19 protein-coding genes are annotated in these 22,177 nt (G+C 40.9%); 10 read left to right on the plus strand and 9 right to left on the minus strand.

Annotation, left to right across the window (positions count from 1 at the left end):
- Positions 1 to 52: 52 nt before the first annotated feature.
- Positions 53 to 409 carry an NAD(P)H-quinone oxidoreductase subunit M gene (ndhM, locus tag ACMX3D_RS23255; protein WP_062289938.1) on the minus strand — a complete coding sequence of 119 codons (357 nt, stop codon included), beginning with the start codon at positions 407 to 409 and terminating at the stop codon, positions 53 to 55.
- A gap of 801 nt (positions 410 to 1,210) precedes the next feature.
- Here ndhM and ACMX3D_RS23260 point away from each other — a divergent pair.
- Positions 1,211 to 1,492, plus strand: a complete 282-nt coding sequence (locus ACMX3D_RS23260) for an Npun_R1517 family heterocyst differentiation transcriptional regulator (RefSeq protein ID WP_015113073.1) — start codon at positions 1,211 to 1,213, stop codon at positions 1,490 to 1,492.
- A gap of 504 nt (positions 1,493 to 1,996) precedes the next feature.
- A complete protein-coding gene (locus ACMX3D_RS23265; protein WP_482748179.1) occupies positions 1,997 to 2,170 on the plus strand; it encodes a hypothetical protein in 174 nt (57 codons plus the stop codon).
- A 35-nt stretch (positions 2,171 to 2,205) separates the two neighbouring features.
- On the opposite strand, the gene ACMX3D_RS23270 is transcribed toward ACMX3D_RS23265, so the two are convergent.
- Complete coding sequence (locus ACMX3D_RS23270) at positions 2,206 to 2,901, minus strand: response regulator transcription factor (RefSeq protein ID WP_482748180.1); 696 nt, start codon at positions 2,899 to 2,901, stop codon at positions 2,206 to 2,208.
- A 732-nt stretch (positions 2,902 to 3,633) separates the two neighbouring features.
- Between ACMX3D_RS23270 and ACMX3D_RS23275 the strand changes: the two genes are divergently transcribed.
- Positions 3,634 to 4,008 carry a hypothetical protein gene (locus ACMX3D_RS23275; protein WP_482748181.1) on the plus strand — a complete coding sequence of 125 codons (375 nt, stop codon included), beginning with the start codon at positions 3,634 to 3,636 and terminating at the stop codon, positions 4,006 to 4,008.
- Between the two features lie 304 nt (positions 4,009 to 4,312).
- Here the strand turns inward: ACMX3D_RS23275 and ACMX3D_RS23280 are convergent, their stop codons facing one another.
- On the minus strand, positions 4,313 to 4,708 hold the full coding sequence (locus ACMX3D_RS23280; protein WP_482748182.1) for a hypothetical protein: 396 nt from the start codon (positions 4,706 to 4,708) through the stop codon (positions 4,313 to 4,315).
- A gap of 66 nt (positions 4,709 to 4,774) precedes the next feature.
- On the opposite strand from ACMX3D_RS23280, the gene ACMX3D_RS23285 reads away from it, so the two are divergent.
- From ACMX3D_RS23285 to ACMX3D_RS23300, 4 genes are all read left to right on the plus strand, one after another.
- A complete protein-coding gene (locus ACMX3D_RS23285) occupies positions 4,775 to 5,461 on the plus strand; it encodes a response regulator transcription factor (protein ID WP_482748183.1) in 687 nt (228 codons plus the stop codon).
- A complete protein-coding gene (locus tag ACMX3D_RS23290) occupies positions 5,449 to 6,795 on the plus strand; it encodes a sensor histidine kinase (RefSeq protein ID WP_482748184.1) in 1,347 nt (448 codons plus the stop codon). Before ACMX3D_RS23285 ends, ACMX3D_RS23290 begins: the two co-directional genes overlap by 13 nt.
- A 108-nt stretch (positions 6,796 to 6,903) precedes the next feature.
- Positions 6,904 to 7,245, plus strand: a complete 342-nt coding sequence (locus ACMX3D_RS23295) for a hypothetical protein (RefSeq protein WP_482748185.1) — start codon at positions 6,904 to 6,906, stop codon at positions 7,243 to 7,245.
- Between the two features lie 226 nt (positions 7,246 to 7,471).
- Complete coding sequence (locus tag ACMX3D_RS23300) at positions 7,472 to 8,830, plus strand: efflux RND transporter periplasmic adaptor subunit (protein WP_482748186.1); 1,359 nt, start codon at positions 7,472 to 7,474, stop codon at positions 8,828 to 8,830.
- A gap of 105 nt (positions 8,831 to 8,935) precedes the next feature.
- Here the strand turns inward: ACMX3D_RS23300 and cobT are convergent, their stop codons facing one another.
- From cobT to ACMX3D_RS23315, 3 genes are read right to left on the minus strand one after another with little or no spacing between them, the layout of a single operon-like run.
- Positions 8,936 to 10,063 (minus strand): nicotinate mononucleotide-dependent phosphoribosyltransferase CobT, encoded by a 1,128-nt coding sequence (gene cobT / locus ACMX3D_RS23305; RefSeq protein ID WP_482752409.1) that lies wholly within the window; start codon positions 10,061 to 10,063, stop codon positions 8,936 to 8,938.
- Positions 10,064 to 10,099: 36 nt separating this feature from the next.
- Complete coding sequence (locus ACMX3D_RS23310) at positions 10,100 to 10,858, minus strand: DUF2232 domain-containing protein (protein WP_482748187.1); 759 nt, start codon at positions 10,856 to 10,858, stop codon at positions 10,100 to 10,102.
- Positions 10,859 to 10,870: 12 nt separating this feature from the next.
- The gene (locus tag ACMX3D_RS23315; protein WP_482752410.1) at positions 10,871 to 11,572 is read right to left on the minus strand and encodes a Crp/Fnr family transcriptional regulator; all 702 of its coding nucleotides are present in this window, start codon (positions 11,570 to 11,572) and stop codon (positions 10,871 to 10,873) included.
- A 970-nt stretch (positions 11,573 to 12,542) separates the two neighbouring features.
- Here ACMX3D_RS23315 and ACMX3D_RS23320 point away from each other — a divergent pair.
- Both ACMX3D_RS23320 and ACMX3D_RS23325 read left to right on the plus strand, forming a co-directional pair.
- The gene (locus tag ACMX3D_RS23320) at positions 12,543 to 16,730 is read left to right on the plus strand and encodes a hypothetical protein (protein WP_482748188.1); all 4,188 of its coding nucleotides are present in this window, start codon (positions 12,543 to 12,545) and stop codon (positions 16,728 to 16,730) included.
- A gap of 453 nt (positions 16,731 to 17,183) precedes the next feature.
- The gene (locus tag ACMX3D_RS23325) at positions 17,184 to 17,927 is read left to right on the plus strand and encodes a dienelactone hydrolase family protein (protein WP_482748189.1); all 744 of its coding nucleotides are present in this window, start codon (positions 17,184 to 17,186) and stop codon (positions 17,925 to 17,927) included.
- A 508-nt stretch (positions 17,928 to 18,435) separates the two neighbouring features.
- Here the strand turns inward: ACMX3D_RS23325 and rsgA are convergent.
- The 3 genes from rsgA to ACMX3D_RS23340 form a co-directional block, all read right to left on the minus strand.
- A complete protein-coding gene (gene rsgA / locus ACMX3D_RS23330; protein WP_482748190.1) occupies positions 18,436 to 19,497 on the minus strand; it encodes a ribosome small subunit-dependent GTPase A in 1,062 nt (353 codons plus the stop codon).
- Positions 19,498 to 19,869: 372 nt separating this feature from the next.
- A complete protein-coding gene (locus ACMX3D_RS23335; protein WP_482748191.1) occupies positions 19,870 to 20,310 on the minus strand; it encodes a hypothetical protein in 441 nt (146 codons plus the stop codon).
- Positions 20,311 to 20,578: 268 nt separating this feature from the next.
- The gene (locus ACMX3D_RS23340) at positions 20,579 to 21,433 is read right to left on the minus strand and encodes a DUF72 domain-containing protein (RefSeq protein WP_482748192.1); all 855 of its coding nucleotides are present in this window, start codon (positions 21,431 to 21,433) and stop codon (positions 20,579 to 20,581) included.
- Between the two features lie 13 nt (positions 21,434 to 21,446).
- Here ACMX3D_RS23340 and ACMX3D_RS23345 point away from each other — a divergent pair, with 13 nt between their 5' ends.
- The gene (locus ACMX3D_RS23345; protein WP_482748193.1) at positions 21,447 to 22,052 is read left to right on the plus strand and encodes a DUF1622 domain-containing protein; all 606 of its coding nucleotides are present in this window, start codon (positions 21,447 to 21,449) and stop codon (positions 22,050 to 22,052) included.
- The last annotated feature ends 125 nt before the right edge of the window (positions 22,053 to 22,177 follow it).

Genomic DNA, 22,177 nt, shown 5'->3' on the forward strand with positions numbered 1-22,177 from the left:
GAGTTCTTGCAATTGAGATTTGTGATTTTTGTGTGTTCTGTGCAGTTTGCTACTATTTATCGTCTACAGCAACTTGGGGAACTCCCATACTGTAGTTGGTGACGCGAGCAGATAGATTGTAGCTAATTTCGCCTTTTTGCAGGAGCGATCGCAGATAATGCTCCAAATCTGAACCAATGCGGCGTAAGTTGTAGTCTGTCAGGTCTGCTCCACTAGAAGATTCTACTAATTCGTCAAACTTACGATAAATTTTTTGTAGAGCATCTTCATTCCAATTGAATTCGTTGTCTGGGTCAACATCCAACGTTAAAACTTGATTACTAGGAACTAGTTCGCCGTCCCGATCAATTTCTGCCGCAAAAATGCGGATATGCCGGGTTGTGGACTTGAGCAGCATTGGGTTGTCCATAGAATGGTGTCAGGTTTGAGTTGATTACGCTGAAATCATTGTAGACTGTTGCCCAGTCCTTAAATCTGCTCTATCCATAAGCTTTCATTAATAAGTCATTAGTTATTTGTTATTCTCATCCTGCTTTTTCCTATTTTTCCTTTGGCTGAGATTTTTGGGTGTCGCTTTGGCGGATACTCCAAAACCAAAACTATTTAGCTGCACATCTATCATTACCTTAACTGTGAATTTTGCATTTTTCTGGGTAAGTTCTGTTTGTCCCTGGCTGTTGCAGCTAAACTATATCTTCTTGACTAGCAAGCAAGATTTGACACTTGATAAATTTATGCATCAAAATCTCCTGAAATTGTTAATGAACAAAACTAACATCAAGTGTTTTTACGTAATTATGATGAAGCTTCCTCTATGATTAATTAAATTCAAAAAAACCAGCAATTTTACTTACGTATAATCACTAAAAACTAAGTAAAAACTCAAACTGTTGTTGACGTTAAGATAAAGTTGATGTAAAAACCTTTAAAAAGCTAGAACAACTTCTTACAGAAACTTTATTGTATAGAATCTTAAAAACTGAATAATAGTTATGGCTTACCTAAACCACTTCTGGCGGAGGAAGATCAAAACTTAGGCATTCAATGACTGGCTAGAAAAAGCACAGGAGATAAAAATGAAATCCATAATGATATGAATGGAAAAAATTCTTAATTGTAGCAGGATGGATTCAAAAAAATATAAAGCATATTTGCTGATGATGATAGTTCCTCACCCTGATGATCACCAAGTAAAGGAATCCACAAAACTATGAACTCGAAAGCATTACCACGCCAGATAAACAATATTGAAGTAGGTGTTTATGAGTGCGAAATACATCTCAAGTTTCGATTGATTGAGGAAAAGAGCCTCTTGGGCGATCGCGAGCAACTGTTGCAGGTACTACTAGACGCTTTGACTGAAGGTTCTGATGACTTTTTAGAGACACTGCAAGCCTCTGTTAAGGCTCAGGAAGTATCAGAATTTAAAGCCTCTCCTCAAATGCGTCGCCAACTGATGCGCTTACGCAATGCTGTTGATAATACTCAATAGTTTCTTAGGTTAGGACAGTGTTAATTGCTCAAAGCCTGGAAGTTTCTAGGTTTTAAATCAGCACTTTGCAATAGCTCCTTTGCCTGCGCTATGCTACTTCTCCATGAGTTGGCTTCCATAACCTCACTACAAAGCTACAAGCTTGAATTTACCTTGCTCTTGGAAAAGCTGAATCAAGCCTCTAGTGTCACTCTCACCCTTTGCACTACGGAGATACTTGGAAGCTAACCAATGCGTTGCTGCTTTGCTTTTAGGGAAGGTTACACAGTTTATGAAGATTTATCTACCAATATGATTTTTATAACCAGGGTGTCGTTTTGCTAGAAAATAGCATGAGGTATTAACCTTGTTTGTTAACCACCTGACAAATTGAAATATTTTTAGAAACACGACTGTTTACCATGCTTTAGCGTAAGTATAGTGTGCTGCGTGTTACCTAATACAAGCTTTCTTACATAAATTTGGTAGGACTTACGTTGTGAGATAAACAATCAAGGGTTTTCGATGTGCCTGAAGTTTAGGGGTGTAAGTCAGCAAACTCTTACACAGCCAGTCGCGCTGCTGTCATGGTCATCACAGGCGCTGGCTCCTCAATCTCAATCACTAACTTTGGTGCGTAAATCCTATTTGGAATCAGCAGTGTTACTTGAGATGGCTGAAACAGCTACTGATTCCTGAGGTCGAATCAAAAATCTCAAATTGCTATGAAGTGTTTACTTGGCAAGACCGTGTTCTAATGCGAAACGGACTAACTCTGTGCGACTATTTGTACCAGTTTTACTGAACAAGCGGCTGACATATTTTTCTACATTACGAACACTAGTTTCTAGGCGGCGAGCAATTTCTTTATTCATCAACCCTTCGGCTACTAAGTTTAAAACACTTTGTTCTCTGGGTGTTAAATCAATTTTGAAAGGAGCCGGAGATTGAGCGATCGCACTTTTTTGGGTTAATAGTGCTTTGATTTGAGCAATCTGGTTTGCTAGTTCAGCAATGTCTGGGGTTTCACTTTCTTCGCCTGTAAAGGCTGGCTTCGCAGGACGGCGAGCAAGTAAGTTTTCTACTATTGCTACTAACTCATCCGGATCGAAAGGCTTAGGTAGATAAGCATCAACACCTGCTTGATAGCCTTGAATGCGATCGCCTGTCATCCCTTTAGCAGTTAAAAAGACAACTGGTAGTGCTTGAAACCGAGGATCTTCCCGTAGTTGCTTCAGAAACTGATAGCCATCTACTTGGGGCATCATGATATCAGAAATCACTAAGTCTGGTGTGTTCTGTTCCATTAACTCCCAGCCTTCACGGGCGTTACTGGCAACTTGAACACTAAAACCGCTTTCTTGTAAATAATCTTTTACAGCTTCTCGCAATCCTGGTTCATCATCTACCAGTAACAATTGTGCTGTCATTTAAAATTTCCTTAAGTCTACCTTTTTCCAATTTAGCGAAAGTTGGCAGCTAATAGTCATTAGAGTTCGTGTTGACTGTGATTAGCTTATTCAAAACCCATTAACCCTATACCCTTCAGCTGACGCTCACGGCGAAGCCCTTTCACACGCCAGTTTGCTCAAGTCAAGCCACTCTGCTATCGCGCTCTGCCGACAGTCACGGAAGTGGCGTGGGCGGGTTTCCCACGCCACTGGCTCTCCTACACCCAGTTTTCACAGACAATCTTTGGGCGTAAGGATAGCTTGGAAAGGTAGATTGAGGGGAATATAAAACTTTTTGCTACTCAAAAGAAGACTTTTAAAACATCCTCCTAGACTCCTGATGATTAATTCATAAATTTTTCTGATATAAAATAAGAATTAAAAAACAATTATCAAAAAACTATTAATATCATTCTTTCTAAAAGCTAAAATCCGCCAAAATTTACTATATACAGCTTATTTGACCATTTAAAATCAGATATTTTGTTTTTTTACTATTAAATATTTTTCTAAAAACAAATTAGATTATCTTTACATTTTTTAATATATTGAATGGCATATACCTCAATATATATTTGAGAAAGATTGATAATTGATGACTTAGGTATATCAATTCAACAGAATATTTGAATAATTAAATAATTCATAAGTATGTTTAACATTGCCAGTAAATTGAATAACATGGAGGAAATAGACTGACGAGGGTATTAGATGGAGCCATTACAAAACCAGATCCTGACTTTGAGCCATAAACTGGATGCCCTCTACCAGGTAATTGAGCAGCTTGATTTTAAAGTGGCTCAAGCTTTCTCAGAGTGCTCCTTGGCGAAAACACAAGCAAAAGATAACTATCAAGAAAATAGTGATACTTTTCCTTATCAGTTAAAAGGACAAATCAGTTTTAATCAAGAATTGGAACACAAGGATGTTCTAACAGACGGCGTTTATTTAGATATGAATCGTCAAGGTGGGGATAAGGTTTTAACACCAGAAATTCAGATACAAAGACTGACAGCGCAATTAACCGCAGCCTACAATCGGATTGCGGCATTAGAAGAACAATTACTCCGAGAAAGAATTCATTAATGGTTCAATAGTCAACATTCAAATGATTTACCGGAGCTTTCTCAGTCCGGTATTTTTGTGTTTATATTAAGTATCTAGAAAGCAGTCCCAATGAAAAAAGTTTCACGGTCATACATCAAAGAGGCACTAGGTACTAGAGACTAGTTTTTTTACTCAGCAGTTTCAACTCAGAATAGCGCTGGTAATTTAGAATAAGATACGGTATTGAGAAAGCAGTTTGCTTCCAAGTTTGCTCAAATTTACGGGTAATTCCTGCTAATGCTAAAATTTTTGCGATCGCCAACGCAGCATCTATGATTTGGTATTAGTTTTCAATGCGATAACGTATTAATTGCTTAATTGCTGTGATTGGTAGTTCTAAAGCTTGAGCGATCGCGGCATCAACTTGAGCGTATTCAGTCACAGGGAACTCAAATTCCATTTGCTTTAACACTGAATCGGCAGTGTAAACTTTGACTTCAGTCAACTTTTCTTGACGTTGAATTAACGCTTCAATAGACATGACAGCTACGGAAACAGAAAACTGAATTTGATGTTTTGAGTCGGCGTGGATTTGAGCAGTTGTGCCATAGGTATAGCTCAATACTTGATGCGTTAGCAAACCTGTACTCAACCAAAAAAACAGTCCGATTAAAGGTATTGGCAGCCAAAACTCTAGGCCTAAGTTATTGAGTAATTTTAGCCAGCGATGTCGAGCCATAATACAGAAAAGTTTGATGATGAATTCATCATAGGAAAATAAAAAGGAAGTACAGCAACATGATGAATGAGAATCTTACTTGTAGAGGATGATATCACTCAGTTACAACCACTACAGGGTGCGCTCTCGAAAGTCGGGCATATTGTAGATGCTGCTGAAGACGGCGAAACAGCTTTGTGGTTAATGCAACACAGAGACTACGACTTATTAATTTTAGACTGGATGTTACCTAAAATTAGTGGTGTTAGTCTGTGTCAACAGTATCGTCAAGCAGGAAAAACGTCTTTAGTACTGATTCTCACAGCTAAGGATGCAATTTTGGATAAAGTATCTGCTTTAGATGTTGGTGCAGATGATTATTTAGTTAAACCGTTTAGTTTACTGGAATTGTTGGCACGAGTCAGAGCATTGGGACGCAGAGCGCCACTCTGGCAAGGTGACAAACTAGAGTTAGCCGACTTACAACTTCATCTCAACACTCTCACGTTACAACGCCAGGAAATTACAGTCCAGTTGTCAGGTCGAGAATTTCAACTGCTGGAATACTTTTTGCGACATCCTAAGCAAGTACTAACTCACGACCAAATCGAACAAGCACTTTGGGAGTGGAATAGACAACCAGATAGTAAAGCAATCACGATGTTAGTGCATCGACTACGGCAACGCTTACAGTTGGTAAAAGCAGAAGATTGGCTACAGACTGTTTACGGGATAGGATATCGACTAGTTGCCCCTGAATCATGCGATCGCTAATTCCTAAAATGTTCAGTCGCAGTCGGCGTAATCTAGCTCGTTGGTTTACGCTCTCGATGGGGAGTATTTTAGTGATATTTGCAGCAATACTTTACTTTTTAGAAGCCAAAGACCAATTGCGGGCATTTGACCAAGAACTTTACAGTACAAGTCAGCTGATGGCTGCTGGCGTTGAAGATGGACTTTACCAAGAACAGCAACGCATTAGTCTTGAAGATGTTCCTATCTTGGGCGGTGAAGCTTTACCTTTTAACAACAAAATTATTTATGCTCGTTGGTACACTCCTAAAAAGCAACTACTAGAGTTTTTTGGTGTCATTCCGTCAGAGCAGTTAAATCATCAACTAGGGTTTCAAACAATTAAGTTAGATGATCCTACAGAAAAAGCACAGCAAGCGGATGATCGCGTTTCTATCAGTATTGGTCACAGTAAACTGCTGCGTCAATTAACAGTTCCTGTTTTTCAGGATCAACAATTAATCGGCTATCTGGAAATAGCAGCTTCTCTAACGCCTGTTGAAGAAACTTTATGGTCGCTGAGACTGTTTTTAATAGTAGGTGTACCAATTGCCTTAAGCGTCATTGGTTTGACGGGTTGGTTTCTTGGTGGAATGGCCATGCAGCCAATTCGCCAATCCTACGAGCAATTACAACGTTTTACATCTGATGCCTCCCACGAGCTACGCACACCCCTCCAAGCAATTCGCAATCATGCTCAGTTTGGTTTGCTCGAACCAATTGACCCTAGTCAACAACAAGATTCCCTAGAAAATATTGATCAAATTGCTGAATCAATGGGAATGCTAATTAGTGATTTATTATTTTTAGCTCGGAATGAAGGACAATTAAAGCCAGAAGCATTTAAGCTGGTCAATTTGGTTAGCTGGCTCGAAGCATTAGTAGAAGAATATTCTGACTCAGCAAAAGCAAAAAACTTAGAATTCACCAGTGAATTTCCTCAACAATTAGTTATGTTGAGAATCAATCCAGATTTAATGCGGCAAGCAATTACAAATCTTCTCAGTAATGCCTGCCGATACACGCCGTCTGGAGGTAAAGTTCACTTACGAGTTGTTCTTGTATCTCGCTGGGTGGTAATTGAAGTCCAGGATAGTGGTATTGGGATTCCAGAGGCAGATTTACCGCATATATTTGAGCGATTTTATCGAGTAGATAGTGTGCGATCGCGCCATACAGGTGGCTTCGGGTTAGGATTAGCGATCGTACAACAGATTGTTCAGGCACATGGGGGAGAAATCAGAGCAGTCAGCCGTTTGGGTGAAGGCTCTACATTTCAAATTACGTTACCATTAACGCCTCAATCCTCACCATAACGAGCAATAAATTTTCCAGATTAAAACCTTGCTGTTACTTTCTTGTTACTTTTATCCGGCAATCTGAAAGTAAGCGTCAATTACACATCAGATTGGAGGATTTAACTAATGAATTTCAATCCTACACCCAGTATCGTCCTAACAGCTTTGTTTGCGTTGCTAATTCCGTTTCAGGTAGGAGCGCAGAAAACACCTAACCAAATTGAGAATTTCCCTAACGCTCGTGTTACTACTATTTCTGGGCAAGTTACTAAGCTTTTAGATGATGAGTTCATTCTCAACGATGGTAAGGGACAAATCATTGTTGAAGCAGAACCTCAGTTAGGGCAACCCATCAACCTGTCTGTAGGAGAAAAAATCACCGTAGTTGGCAACTATGACGACAATGAATTCAAAGCTCTGAGTATTACTCGTGCCAACGGTGAAACTATTCAAATTCATGACGACTAAATTGTCTACACTCCAGGATTTTTCCCACATCAGAAAGCTAGGTAGTCTTTGATACTAATTTGCAGAACGCAAAGACCCTAATACACAATCTACCGTGGTGGGATAGAAATTTTTTAACTAAACAGAGCGCAATGTTTACTCTTCTAACTACGCGCTCTGAAAGAAATCCTTCAATAAATAATCGTTTTAATTCGTCTTGTTTTAGTACCACAGCAAAGGTAAGCGAATGAAATACGATATGTTTTTTTTAGCAGCCCTTTTGGCAATTACAGGCTTGCGAGCTATCGTGTTATCCTTTTTTTCTAATTCTGCGGAATCTACTGGTACTATAACTAGCACTATCAAACCTATAAAAGTAGAAACGGCACTGACCAAAAAAGCATTAAGTCTGGGTAAAACCTCCTTGAATGGTACTGTGGAAGCGGTAGAAACCGTTACTACTACTAGCAGCGTTATGGGGGGACAGATTAAAACTTTGCCAGTCCAAGAAGGTGACAGAGTTAAAGCAGGTCAAATTATTGCCATTATCGATGTTAGAGATATTGAGGCACAACGCCATCAAGTATCGGCTGTGATTTCTCAAGCCCAGGCAATTGTAACAGTTGCAACTGCCACCGAAACTCAAGCCCTAGCAAACAAAACTCAAGCACAAGTACAACTCAACCATGCAGAGGCTCATTACCAGGAAGTCGAAACTAAATTACAGGAAGCACAAGCACAACTAGGTGAAGCCCGGTTAAATCAACAACGTATGGCTATGCTGCAAAAAGATGGTGCAGTTAGCCAATTACAACTAGATACAGCCAATACACAAGTCGCATTAGTTGAATCTCGCATTCAACAGGCAAAAGCTGGGATTGAACAAGCCAAGCAGGAACTTGAGCAAGCCAAAGCTGCCGTAAAACAGGCAAGTTTCCAAGTCCAACAAGCACGAGCAAAAGTCGAGCAAGCGCGTTCCCAAGTGCAGCAAGCACGAGCAGAAGTAAAGCCCACGATCGCTAACTTAAACAACAGCATTGTTAAAGCCCCGTTTGCTGGAGTTGTCACAAAGAAACATATAGAAGTAGGTGCAATAGGGGGTGTTGGACAACCTTTAGTGACATTGGAAAGTAGCGATCGCCTGCGCTTTAGTGTTGTAGTACCAAAGTCAATGATGTCCTTGGTAAAACAAGGAGATGAAGTAGAAGTGCATCTGGATGCTCTCAACCGTTCTGTACGCGGACAGGTAAATCAAATTATTCTTTCAGCAAATCCCAACAGCCGTAGTTTTACTATCAAAATAGCCTTGAAAAATGCCACAAATTTAATGCCTAGAATGATTGGGCGGGTGGAACTACCTGGTGAAAGTCACTCAGCAATCGTGATTCCTCAGAGTGCTTTATTGAAACGAGGTCAGTTAGAAGGAGTTTATGTAGTTGGTGCAAATAACATTGCTCAATTGCGCTGGGTGAAAACAGGCAAAGTACAAGATAGCAAAGTAGAAATTGTTTCTGGGTTAAAAGAGCAAGAGAGGATTATTACCAGAAATATAGAGCAATTAAGTAATGGACAACAGGTTGTTAGTAATTTGGTGGGAAAAAACTGAAAAACCCAATTTTTTTAGTTTAAAAATTAGAAGTTTATCAAGTAATTTGTATGTTGATTGCTGATATTATGTTCACCTGATCAGTTGTTATTGAATAGAGGAACTTTACAACCCATGCAATTTTGAAAGACTCAGCCGCTTCAATTGGTCTTCAATAGCTGTTAAAAGTTGAGATTGTTGCCAATTTTGGTAGAGGTAGGCGGTAATGCAAGCTGCACCAGCCCCTACACCTTCTTTCACAAAACCTTGCTCGTAAGCTTGGAGTTGGGGATAACGCGAATTGGCAAAACTTAGCTGTGTTGATAGTAAGGTAGGAATGATGCCCGGATTTTTGGTGTTTTTATCCAAGCTGAGGGCTAAATCAACAGTTTTGCCAGTGGGATCTTCTGCTACCCAGCGAGTTGTTCCGACGATGATTTCATTTGGTTGCCAAAATAAATCGTAAGCTTGCGAAATTGCTGTAGTTAAAGCGTAAACTGCCAACATTTGTGTTCCACCTGCCAGCATAACTCCACAACGACGACTAGCGGCGATCGCCATTCCTGCTACTACCACTTGCATGGGATCGCCCACCGCCGCTACTAACTCTAGAGGATCTGAATAACTGAGAATTTTTTGTAACCCTGCCTGTACTACTTCCCACTTTTGCTGATGGTTACAAATCGGGTGACTGCTATTGACTTTGCCGATCGCATCTATTCCTAAAGCGGTGAGAATAGCTAAAGCGGTTGTCGTACCGCCAACAACACATTCACTCAAAATTAAGTAACTTTGCCCAACTTCAGCCGCCAAGCGATCGCCCCAAATCAGTCCTTGTTCTAGCAAGTGCTTGACTGTGGCTAGATCCATTGCCTTACCTGTACTTAAACACCTAGCTGGCAAACCTCCCAAATCAATGGCTGGTACAGCAGGTGGCTGGGATAATCCGGCATTAAACAAGTAAACAGGTATATTTAATGCCTCGACCACAGCGCGAGAAATTAATACAGGTGAGGCTCCCGCCGCTAGTGGTGGTAAATGATACTGCGGTTGATGTTCTGCACCGTAGTATAAAAACTCAGCATCCGCACAAGCCGTGTAATTGCGGTCTTCTGGCGTGCGTCCAGCTGCCGAAATTCCGGGAATCAAAGCAGTTTCGGTAAAACCTAAAACACAGGTAAAAACAGGTAAACAACTACGATACTTAGAAATCCATGCTTTAGCTTGTTCTACTTGGGTATAAATCTGAATCATCATTAAATTGAAATAACTCAGCACTCAGCACTTTAACTACCCTTCATAATCCATCAAGACTTGTACCCAGCGTGGGGGACGCGGAATGGGATTACCCAAACGATCTAAAAGCAGCCATGCAGCCAGATGCACTACAAATAGATAAATAAAGTTATTAATGACAACCAAGGCCAAAGCCCCAATTTGAATCAAAAATACACTGGGACTGTTTAAGAATCCCAGTTTGAGAAATATCCACTCGGCAATTTCTGTAACTTGGTTAATTAAATAAATCCATAAGTCTTCATTAGACAAAATAGACAGCAACCACATCCGAAAAAAGAAGCCCAAAGTGCCTAATAACGTAGCTAAAGTAATAGACACAATCCAGGGAACACGACGATGCCAAGTTGCCCCTAATAGTACGCCCATGAACGCAAAAGGCATGACAAACAGTAGACTGCGTACAGGCCCCATTAGTACTGATAACAACAAACCAGATGTTATTGCTGCCATCCATGCTGCTCTGTGTCCCCAACGCAGGTAAACTAGAGCGATTGGTACGGGAAAAAATATCCGCAGAACTGGCCCCAAAGGAAAATAAAAATTAATAAACCAAATTAAGCTGGCAGTACTGGCTAAAAATGCCGTTTCTACCATTCTCAAAGGTGCTACAGCTTTCAATTTGGGCGGTTGTAATTTGCGATGATTCCCAGAATGATTGGAACTGGTATCGCACTGTTGATTGAGAGAAGGTTGAGATTCAGAAGATGAACTTTCCTCTGGCTCTTCGGGCAGAGAATCTACAATACTCATTTTGAAAATTTTTTACACAATCAATCTTTCCAGGGCTAACACATCGGGAATAGAAATAGTTTCTTGATCCCGTTGAATTAATCCTTTCTTTTCTAGCCTAGTCAAGACTCTTGTCACTGTTTCTCGCGCCAGTCCACTAAGACTGCTTAATTCTCTGTGAGGTAAATTAGGAATTTCAGTTCCTGTTTGCGATCGCTTTCCTTGTCCTTCTGCTAAGAATAACAAAGTGTCTGCTACCCGTGATTGACTATCAGATTCTCGCAATCGCAGGCGACGATTTACTTGCCGCAAACGTCTAGCCATCAACTTTGATAATCTCACTCCAGCCAAGGGTTCTATTTGGAGTAACTTCACAAAATCTTGAGATGGCATACTACCAATTACCGTAGCAGTGAGAGTAATCACATCGGTAGAACGAGGTACTTCATCTAAAGCGGCCATTTCCCCAAATATTTCGCCTTTACCTAGAATATTTAGGGTGACTTCTTTCCCCTCCAAATTATAAGTGCGAATTTTTACCCAACCTTCAAAGATAAAATATACAGAACCACCCCAGTCATTTTCTAATAAAATCACTTGATTGGCTGGGTGTGTTCGAGTTACAAGATGGATAAGGGCTGGTTCCACAACAGATTCTGGCAACCCTTGAAAAAAGGGAGTTGTTTTAATCCACGGATGAATAGGTTCTTCTTGCAAGCTATATCGGTCTCCCATTACGGCATCTTCATTAAAGGTGTGACACACAAAACAAACAAAAGTGCTATGTTCAGCCTCAGCCATCAATGGCAAGACTTTTTTCCATACAGACTTTAGCTAGGTAAACAAAATAACAATAAAAGCATTTTTATTAACAGTCTCACTGAAACAGTTTCTATAAAGTAAAACTTATGCAAGTCATGGCTGGGTGTCTGTGGAATAATTTTGAGGACACTAGCTGTGTTGCAAAAATATTTACTTAGAAATATGGGCAAACCACATTAATGATACTCAAACTAGTTAATTTTTGCTAACGCGAAATTTGTAGCTAGATGAAGTTGTGTGGCACTTGGCTGGGTGTAAGTGAAAGAATCAACCTGGGAAATCGAGTCTGAATAAGCCAGCTATTGTTGGGGTATTACCTATACTCTGATATCTCTACACCTGTACTCTTGACACCCAATTTCCACAACTCCACCTTTGTGCGTCAGTCCTGTTTTTGTGTTCTACCTAACTTGCTATTCCTAGACTCTTTGGCTAGATTAATGGCGCGTGTGGACGTACATTGGAGGGAAATTGCCTTGTAAAGATGGTGTCTGTGGTAAGATGCCAGTCGGTTTAGGATTATTCGCCGATTTGTTGCATTTTTTTATGTTTTTGATCGTGAAGTCAGAGAGGCTTGTAACATCGCCTGTATGGTAAAAGGGCAAAGTGCCTCGTCAACCAACTTGGCTGACAATTACAGAATATTTTTGTATCCTTGTACTTCAATTAGCACTTTAGCTAATTACCATGATGCCTAGTAATCATATTTCGTTTCACCACTAACTGTGAAACGGAGACGCTGAGGCTAGAGGCGTTTAGGCTAAAGATTTTTACTTAGCACTCAGTACTCAGCAATTTCAAGGCAATTGCTACCGTTCGTAACTTTGATAAGTGTTAATTTCTCACCTAATTTAAAATCCAGTACTAACTAAGGTAATTCCAAGTGACTTCTCGCGCTGATGAAATTCAAAAACTGATCGCAGATATTGATAACTTACTAACTAATGGTAAGCGACTGCCGAAGTTGCTGTCTGGTCAAGCGCCAGAAGCCAGAGAGGTTTTAGAACGAGTTCGCAACTTCCTAGTTAGGTTACAAGAAACTGAGAATTTACCAGGCAATATTCTCCAGACAACTGGACATGTGCCACAATCTCCTTTGTTGGCAAAATTTGCTGAACAAGTTAACGCTGCTTCTCCAGCAGAGCCATATCAACCTGAACCAGAACAAAATAATGTTGTTCTGGGTAGTCAACTAAAAAGTGAATTGGCGACATTAATACAGCCACTCCAAGCAGAATTAACAGCGCTATTGCAAGAACGCTCGACCCTGATGCAGGAAATTAGGCTTTTGGAGCAGAAGCGGCTACAAAATTACTCTTTAAGTCAACAGTTAGCAAATCAAGAGCAAATTATTGGGGAATTTTTACAGGTACTGATGAGTCGCCTTGTCCCCACTGTTGCACCACACATCAAAGAAAATGTGGCGAATGATTTTAATGCTGCTGGTACAATTCATCACAACAGCTTAGAACTAACGCCTTCTGCGAGTTTACCTACATTAGAATCATCAGCACAGGTAGAACGGTTAACTCAGTTTGCCAAGGAATTAGACCAACGTTTACTGTCTTTGGATGGGACTGTAAATGTTGTTTTTGATGCACTACAACGCAATATTAATACTTATCACGAATCCTTGTCGCAAGCTCTGGCGAGAATGCACAGTACAGGCTTGCAAGGCGAACAGTTGCTGGTTAACTTCCTCAACAATTTGACTCAGCAATTGCAACAATATTCTACTAATATTCCAGCGGCGGCGGGAGTAGTTCAGGAAACAGCACCGCGATCGCCATTACCCATCAAAGAAGATACTGTTACTGTAGAAACTGCCAAACCAGTCACTTCAACCACTGAAGCTGCCAACCCACCATTAGAATTGCCACAGCCAGAAGTAGAATTAACAGCTGATGTGGCGGCTAATGATTTGGATGCAATGCTGTTAGAACTGACGGGCAATGTTCCTGAAACTGCGGATGCTGCTACTACTCCTGTGGAATTGCAGGGGTTTGAGGACTGGGACAATTTGCTGGATGATGCTAAACAGCCATTAAATTCACAAGCATTGATAGCTACTCCCGAAGCAGTGACTCCTCCCCCTGCTCCCCCAGAAACCTTTGAGATGTTCACTGAGTCGTCACCGCCAAGTCTGGAATTAACTGAGAATGATGAGGTAGATCAACTTTACGCCAGTTTATTTAATATCAGTTCTGTTCCTCAACCAAGTGTTGATCCTACTCCACAAGAACCAACTTCGGACTTGGCTACAAATATCATTGACGCTGCACCTGCCAGCACTGCTGTAGAAGAAACAGAAACATCCACAGTTTTCTCAGAAGATTTTTCAACATTTAATATTGCCGAAACCCCAACTGCACCGCCAGTTGATAAAAATGCAAATTTACCAGAATCAATATTTACTCAGCCAGATGCAGGTTTTTTTGAACCGAGTAATATTCCAGTTCCTCAGCCAGATGCAGGTTTATCAGAACCGAGTAATATTCAACTTCCTCAGCCAGATGTAAGCAATATTCAACCGCAAAACACATCAGCTCATTCGCCACAATTTATAGACTTATCCTCTGATTTCCAACAACAGTTATTCTTTGAGGAAGAACCAGAATTCTCCAGCGCGACACTCAGCTATTCTCCCTCGCTCCAGGAAAATGTACCAATTCAGCCAGAGCAGAATGATACTATTACTTCTCTGAGTGAACTTTTCGCAGATGAGAGTAGTGAAGAGCATTTATGGCCTGGTTTATCTCCCGCAGAAGTAGCACTGACTTTAGATGAACCCACTCCAGAAGTTGCAGCTCAAGCTGAGGCGCAGGCGGAATTATCAGATAAATACATTGCGGCTTCGCCTCAAGAGAATTTGCTTGCGCCAGAGGTGATGCAGTCACCAAACTTACCGGATATTTCTTTGAATGAAGAACAGTTGCAGCAATTGAATCAAGATTTAGCTAACTTTGATGAGTTGCTCAACTACCAGTCACCTGATGTCTACAGCTTGGCGGATAGCCAACCACCGCCAAATGTCACTTTTCCAAATCCCCAAACGGTAGACCATACGCCAAATGTAGCTTCTTCTCGTCCTGCTGTACCACCAGTTGCACCGATATCATTACCGCAAACCGAAGTTGATTTAAACTTCAGTCCCGCCAACGAAAAAAAAAAGGAAGTCACATCTGGTTCAAATTTCCCAAATCAAATAGAAATTCCCATCGATGTGCATAATTCGGTGTGGTATTTAGGCATTGACTTGGGAACAACAGGGATTTCTGCGGCTTTGTTAAATCGTACTCAGTCGGTGGTGTATCCCATCTACTGGTCGGCAGAAAATATCCCAGGAGCGACTTCTTTTCAACATTCATTTCGCTTACCTGCGGAAGTTTATCTTCCGAATGCTTCAGTTTCTAAAGGCGGAACTGATGTTACTCAAAATAAAAAGAGTACCCACTGTTCAGCACAGTTAAAGCCTTATTTACAGATAGCGGTTCCCTACAAAAGTGAACAGCAAAAATGGGAACCTGTGCTGCAATTTAATGAGTTTTCGGCGGGGCCATTGATTTGGGTGGTACGATCGCTCTCTAAGTTACTATTAACGCTAAAATCCGATCGCCAGAGTACCACCCAAGGTTTAATTGCTATGGCTGTGGGAATTAATCAGCCGACTTTCCACACAATTATCAGTAAAATCGCTGGTGTGATTTGTACTTGTCCCTCTGGCTGGTCAGAACAATATAGATTTAATCTGCGAGAAGCTTTGCTAACGAGCAAAATTGTCCAACATCCCCAACAAGTATTTTTTGTAGAGGAAGCGATCGCCAGCTTAATTAGTTTATTCGATAAAAGTAACGGCGAAATTATTCAAGTGAGCGATCGTAGTGGTTTACGTCCCGTCGAAACTACAGAATCTTTACTCGGCAATACTTTGGTAATCAACATTGGTGCAACCGCCACCGAAATGGCTTTGGTTGATATCCCCCAAAATCTGCTGCAATTAGCGCACCAAGATTTCATGCTCCACAGTTTTCCTTATGCCAGCAAGGGGATAGAACAAGATATTATTTGTCAGTTACTCATTCCGTCTAAATTTCGGCAATCACGTACAGATAATCAAACTAGAAGTCAAAATAGTAACACTTTGCATTGGCAACCAGCTTTCCCTGATGTTGATAAAATGCAGTGGCAAAGTTTGGGGTTAGATAAATTTGATTTACCACGAGCCGGAGAGCCAGATATTGGCGTGCGAATTCGTTTGCAGCAACGGCTGGAAAGTTCGGTATTAGGACAAGCTGCCCTAGAAGCTGCTTTGGCTTTGAAGTTAATTTTGCAACACCAGGAGAATTTTACCCTGGATTTAGCAGACCAACAGTGGATACTGCAAAAGCGGGACTTAGAAAATCAGGTGTTTGTCCCCTTTGTGCGGCGACTGAACCGGGAATTGAATAAATTGTTAGTCGCGCGGGGTATCCCTACCGAAGCCGTTAATCAAGCCATCTTAACTGGTGGAGTAGCATCATTAGGAGTCGTGCATCATTGGCTACGGCAAAAACTCCCGAATGCCAAGATTATTCAAGACTCTTATCTGGGGGAAAATGGCGCACCAAATTGCAGCCGCGTTGCATTAGGTTTGGCCATGTTACCTTTGCATCCCCAGATTTTAGAAGAATCGAGACAACAATATACAGACTATTTTCTGTTTACAGAATTGCTGCGGCTACTGCCAGAGCGGAGTTTATCGTTTAACGAAGTGCTTCAGTTATTTGAGGGACGAGGAATTAATACAAGTATTTGCCAGCAGCGGTTATTGGCATTTTTAGAAGGAGAATTACCAGCAGGTTTGATACCATCACCACCAGAGTCAGCATGGCTAACCCAGAATTCATACCAGAATTTAGATTATCAGGCGATCGCAGCTGCACCTTTATTTGAAAAGCAAGGTAATCTCAGCTATCGTCCCAACCCTCAGCAATTGTTAGCCTTGCGCCGCTATCTAGAAGCAGTAAAAGCCAGCACCCAGCAATCGTTAGAAGAACCTTACACAGTTAATTTTGCGAATGTCCCTTTATAACTCCTATTCCTCTTTGCGTCTTTGCGCCTCTGCGTGAGACAAAACCATATCCCACAACACCCAACGCAGAAAATTTCTTGAAACTTCCATCTCAAAGCCTCACCTTTCACCCTTTGAACCTCAACGTTGGAGTAAAAAGGCTGAAACTTTACCCTCAAAACCTCAACATTGGAGCAAAAAGGCTCAACTTTCACCTTCAGAACCTCAACGTTGGAGCAAAAGGGCTGAAACTTCACCCTTTGAACCTCAACGTTGGAGTAAAAAGGCTCAACTTTCACCTTCAGAACCTGAACGTTGGAGCAAAAAGGCTCAACCTTCAACCTCAGAACTTCATTTTTACCTAATTTTAAATGTATCTTTATTTCCGTAATGGTGCGATTACTCTACCATCCCGATATCATCACCCAATGCTGTAAAAGCTAATCAAAACAATTATGACTGGGAGCCAAACAAGTGCAAATCACTAAGCGCAATGTCGAGTTAAGAGTAGATGACAGCTTAATGCGGGTTTATGTCGCTTCTCCCAAACCAGCCGGAACCTACCCAGGCATTTTGTTTTACAGTGATATTTATCAATTAGGTAGTCCAATGATTCGCCTAGTTAACTACCTAGCAGGATTTGGTTATGTTGTCGCCGCACCCGAAATCTTTCATCGCATTGAAACCATTGGTACAGTCATTGAACCCGATGATCTTGGTAGAATGCGGGGTAATGATGATGCACGCCGGACTGCGATCGCAGAGTATGATGCAGATTGTCAGGCTGTAATTGATTTTCTCAAAGCCGAAACAACTGTTAATCCTGATAAAATCGGCACTCTTGGCTTTTGCATTGGCGGACATTTATCTTTTCGCGCCGCCTTCCAAAACCAAATCAAAGCTGCTGTTTGCTGCTACCCGACTGGTATTCCCAGTGGCAAACTCGGTAAAGGAATCGCCGATACTATTCATAGAGTAAATGAAATAAAAGGCGAATTGCTGCTAATACTTGGTACTCTTGATCCTCACATTCCCGAAAGCGATCGCCATACATTAATTAAAGCAATTGAAGATGCCAATGTAACTCATCAAGTATTTCTATACGAAGCCGAACATACCTTCATGCGCGACGATGGTTATCGCTACGATGCGGCTGCGGCTACCTCTGCTTGGGCAGAAATCATCACTTTTTTAGACAGAATATTTGCACAGAAATAACATTGGAACGCACATCTGTGCGCCACTTCAGTGAAGGGTGATGACCCTCATTGAATATCAATAAGTACATGTTAGTCTTCTACCAGAAATATTAGGATGCTTTACGCTGTGCCTCCATGACGGGAGGCATTTATTTATTCAGGTAATTTATTAATTCTTAATTAACGTGAGTTCGATAAGTGCTTTTTTAACCTCACCCCCAGCCCCTCTCCCAATACGGTTCGGTTAAAGGGGAAAGGCGAAGGGGGAAAGGGGAAGAAAAACCTTTAACCCTTACCCTTTAACCTTTTCCCCAAACCAATTCTTAGTTCAAAATGCTTATCCGAACCGTATTGGCCCCTCTCCTACAAGGAGAGGGGAGTAAAACCCTCATTTTTCATTGCTCCTCCCTCGCCTTTTAGGAGAGGGAGGCTGGGAGGGAGAGGTCTGTCGAATTCACGTTCAATTATCAATTTTGTGGTGTGATATGAGCATTTCACACCACAAAAAAGCAGCTACTTATCCAAAACTAACCCTTGTTGTGATTTCGCAAAGCTTTATGTATCTTCTTCCAGCGTTCTTTTTCCGCTAATTGCGCCCTTTGGTCTTGTTTACGAACAAGATAGTTGAGTTCTTTTTGCAATTTTTGGAAGCTGAGAAACCGAGAATAATCTAGTTCTCCATCTAGTAAAGCTTGTTGAACTGCGCAACCAGGTTCATGATTGTGTTGACAATTGCGAAAGCGACATTCTGCGGCTAAAGCTTCGATATCTGCAAAAGTTTCTTGCAAACTCTCATCACCAGCCCAAATTTGAATTTCCCGCATTCCAGGAGTATCGATAATTAAGCCACCTGTTGGTAGTAAGATTAATTCTCGATTTGTCGTAGTGTGTCTACCTCGGTCATCGCCTTTGCGTACTGGTTTTACAGCTTGCACTGCGACTTCCTTGAGTTGATTCGTAATAGTCGATTTACCCACACCAGAAGAACCTAACAAAGCAACTGTTTTTCCTGGTTGAAGATAAGCTTTTAAAGCCTCCAATCCTTGATTAGTGGTAGCACTTAAAACCAAAATTGGTACACCAATAGCAACAGCTTCAACTTCCGATACACTCTCTTCTAAAGAATTGCACAAGTCAGCTTTATTTAAGACAATGACGGGGTTTGCGCCACTTTCCCAAGCCAAAATTAGGTAGCGTTCGATTCGTCTAGGGTTAAAATCACCATCCAAACCGCAAACCAAGAACACAGTATCAACATTAGCGGCAACAATTTGTTCTTCAGTTTTACTACCAATAGTTTTGCGAGAAAACTTGCTTTTTCGGGGTAAAATTCCGTGAATGGTAGCGCATCCTTCCGATTCTCGCACTTGAATAACCACCCAATCTCCAACTGCGGGAAAGTCTTGCGCTTGAGTAGCTTGATGTCGCAGTTTACCTGTAATTTCTGCTGTCAGTTCTCCTTGTGCGCTATAGACGATGTAAGTATTTCTATATTCAATAGCAACCCGACCAACACTAAATTTTTGTTGATCATAAGCTGCAAAACTGTGAGTAAAAAATTCACTCCAGTCTAAAAAATCCAAATTCATTGATGTTTCCTCGATGTGTGCTGCTTGCTATGCACAAGGCGCACAGAGGAGTAAATTCCTGTATCATTCCTGCAATACCAATCTGGAATCCTAATAAAACCTAAATTTCTTAATTACGAATTGGTATCAACAAAGGACGAAACGAAAATCTCTGCACCTTGTGTCCGTTCGGTTGAGTTTGTGAAGAGAAACCGGACAGATAGCAACTCAGACATCAGTTTTCCCCCTATTTGTATTACAAAAATAATCTACATTACTACATTACTTCAATTTTTGGCAAAACAAGCATTAAATAATGTGATGGCTTGGTTGATCAAAGTAAGTCTCTTACCAACCAAGCCATCATTAGATTACCTCAACTAAAACCTAGCTTTAGCTTGCTTGCTGTCGGACGTGCTGTCCATTCAATCCTGCTTGAATCCAACTCAAGCATTCATATTCAGAATTGAATAATTTTGGTGCGGCAATATTATTCAATAACTCTGGTGGATAATGATCGTAGAAATATTTGCTATCTTCCTGAAAGATGATAATCAAATTGTTACGGAAAATATAGCGAGACTTAAAACAATCTTTTCGACTGATAAATTCTAAATTTTTGTCAAGATGTTCTTTGGCAATATCAATAATATTAGTAATGCTATTACCGTAGATGCCCGCTGGATTTTCTGTTTTGTGAAATCTACTTTTATTGCCGATTTCTGACAACAGCTTATAGGAATAGATTTCGTAAGCGTCAGCTTTGCCGTAAACAAACGGAATGATGAGATATCCTTGATATGAAACTGAGTTTTCATAAAGAAGACGACTCATCTGAACCTCCTTTGATTGAACTGCTTACACAACGATCGCTCCAATCACAATCCACATTAAAATCAATACATTTCTGTTAGCTATTTTTAAGCATTGTTAATATCCTCTTGGCAAATTTGCTAAGAGGTATATAATTCCCTTTTGAAAAAAGAGAATTGCTCTAGCTTTATTAAAAATGTATGGCAATAACCATTATTACTCTTTTTGAAGTGAGTATGACTTGAATATGTTATGAAAAGAAAAAATTAGATAAATTATCTGGGAAAGCTTACCACAAACTTAGCTGGCTAGGGGGATTTTCTAAGTTATTCCAAGGTAAAGGTGGAACCTCAACGCCACTTTGTTCTAATAGCTTTTGAAAGTGACGGGCATTGTCAGGCGATCGCTCTTCTAGAGGACAATGGACAAAGAAGTAAATTTTTGTCCCCGCTTGCAACCATTGTTGAATCTGCGTCACCCATTCTGCCATAAACTGCTGATTCTCAGACAACGTGGGATGGGAAATAAACCGAATCAAGGAAAAGGAAGCTGTCACGCTGAATTGTACAGGTAATTTAGGTTTGCGTCGTTCTGATTGTAACTGGGGGTCATCTTCTCCATTGTAGATAGGACGCGAATCTAACAGTACCCTTCCTACACCTAGGTTTTTTAGCACCGCCGTTAATTCACTAGTGTAAGGTTCTTGGAACCAATCAGAATGTCTCACTTCTAAAGCCAGAGGTGCAGTGTCACGCGGCCAAGCTTCCAGAAAAGCAGTTAAATCATCAATTAATGCAGGCGGATAACTTGGTGGTAACTGGACAAACATCGGCCCCAAACGTTTCCCTAACAGTTGCATCCCCTGCAAAAATTTCAAAGCTGCGGGAATATTGGGTTGGAGTAAACCTTTATGGGTAATGTCGCGCGGTAATTTCAGGCAAAATTCAAAACCTAGAGGTGTTTCAGCTACCCATCGACTAAGAGTTTCTTGGTTAGGCACAGCATAAAAGGTAGTATTGCCTTCCACCGTAGTCAAGCGACGACTGTAAAGCCGCAAAAATTCCGTAGCGCGAGTCCCAGGAGGATAGAATTCACCCACCCAACCTTTATATGCCCAAACTGCACAACCAATAAAAAAGTTCACTTACTAGCCTTGAGTGTTCTTACTTAATTGTAAAGGGATATGGATTGTGCGATCGCTTGGTGCTGTTTTTCCCAAAAATAGAACCGGGAGAATTGATTTAATGTTTATGAAGCAAAAATCTTTACAAGAATCATTAATTGAAATTCTGCTACCTCTAGCATTAATTTTCGGTTTGGTTCTACTTTTAAGTCTCAATGTCGGACAACCTCACCAAACAGAGGCAGCACAAGCACCGTTAGAATCATGGTTAAAATTAATTGTTGGTTATTTAGCAGCCACAGCCGAAATCGCCGCCGCACTGGTAATTGGGCTGGCAGTAATTCGTGGCATACTACTTTATCTACGTCAAACTTTTTCTCGTTCTAAACAACACATTGATTCTACGGAAGTAGTCCGCTTGCAGTTAGGGCGGGTGTTAGCCTTGGGATTAGAATTTACCGTTGCTAGTGACATTTTACGGACTGCTGTTGCGCCTACACGCCAAGATATCCTCAATTTAGGAGCGATTGTACTTTTGCGAACACTGCTGAATTACTTTTTAGAACGAGAAATTAAGCAGGTAGAACAAAGTCGTTCTAAAAGTTACCAAAATACTGAACAACCAGAAAACATACAGTAGATGGATATGGTAACAAGCATCTCTCTCTACTTATATGAGCAGTTGTCTGACTCGAAAATTGCGATCGCTCACAGATATAATTGCACAGAATTTATAAACAGTATGCTTCAGATAAGCCGACAAGC

The sequence above is a fragment of the Anabaena sp. TISTR 8404 genome (genome assembly GCF_056847745.1).

Excerpts from the sequence above, each read along its gene's own strand:
- ndhM (WP_062289938.1), bottom strand. The coding sequence starts at position 409 with ATGGACAACCCAATGCTGCTCAAGTCCACAACCCGGCATATCCGCATT.
- ACMX3D_RS23260 (WP_015113073.1), top strand. The coding sequence starts at position 1,211 with ATGAACTCGAAAGCATTACCACGCCAGATAAACAATATTGAAGTAGGT.
- ACMX3D_RS23265 (WP_482748179.1), top strand. The coding sequence starts at position 1,997 with ATGTGCCTGAAGTTTAGGGGTGTAAGTCAGCAAACTCTTACACAGCCA.
- ACMX3D_RS23270 (WP_482748180.1), bottom strand. The coding sequence starts at position 2,901 with ATGACAGCACAATTGTTACTGGTAGATGATGAACCAGGATTGCGAGAA.
- ACMX3D_RS23275 (WP_482748181.1), top strand. The coding sequence starts at position 3,634 with ATGGAGCCATTACAAAACCAGATCCTGACTTTGAGCCATAAACTGGAT.
- ACMX3D_RS23280 (WP_482748182.1), bottom strand. The coding sequence starts at position 4,708 with ATGGCTCGACATCGCTGGCTAAAATTACTCAATAACTTAGGCCTAGAG.
- ACMX3D_RS23285 (WP_482748183.1), top strand. The coding sequence starts at position 4,775 with ATGAGAATCTTACTTGTAGAGGATGATATCACTCAGTTACAACCACTA.
- ACMX3D_RS23290 (WP_482748184.1), top strand. The coding sequence starts at position 5,449 with ATGCGATCGCTAATTCCTAAAATGTTCAGTCGCAGTCGGCGTAATCTA.
- ACMX3D_RS23295 (WP_482748185.1), top strand. The coding sequence starts at position 6,904 with ATGAATTTCAATCCTACACCCAGTATCGTCCTAACAGCTTTGTTTGCG.
- ACMX3D_RS23300 (WP_482748186.1), top strand. The coding sequence starts at position 7,472 with ATGAAATACGATATGTTTTTTTTAGCAGCCCTTTTGGCAATTACAGGC.
- cobT (WP_482752409.1), bottom strand. The coding sequence starts at position 10,063 with ATGATTCAGATTTATACCCAAGTAGAACAAGCTAAAGCATGGATTTCT.
- ACMX3D_RS23310 (WP_482748187.1), bottom strand. The coding sequence starts at position 10,858 with ATGAGTATTGTAGATTCTCTGCCCGAAGAGCCAGAGGAAAGTTCATCT.
- ACMX3D_RS23315 (WP_482752410.1), bottom strand. The coding sequence starts at position 11,572 with ATGGGAGACCGATATAGCTTGCAAGAAGAACCTATTCATCCGTGGATT.
- rsgA (WP_482748190.1), bottom strand. The coding sequence starts at position 19,497 with ATGAATTTGGATTTTTTAGACTGGAGTGAATTTTTTACTCACAGTTTT.
- ACMX3D_RS23335 (WP_482748191.1), bottom strand. The coding sequence starts at position 20,310 with ATGAGTCGTCTTCTTTATGAAAACTCAGTTTCATATCAAGGATATCTC.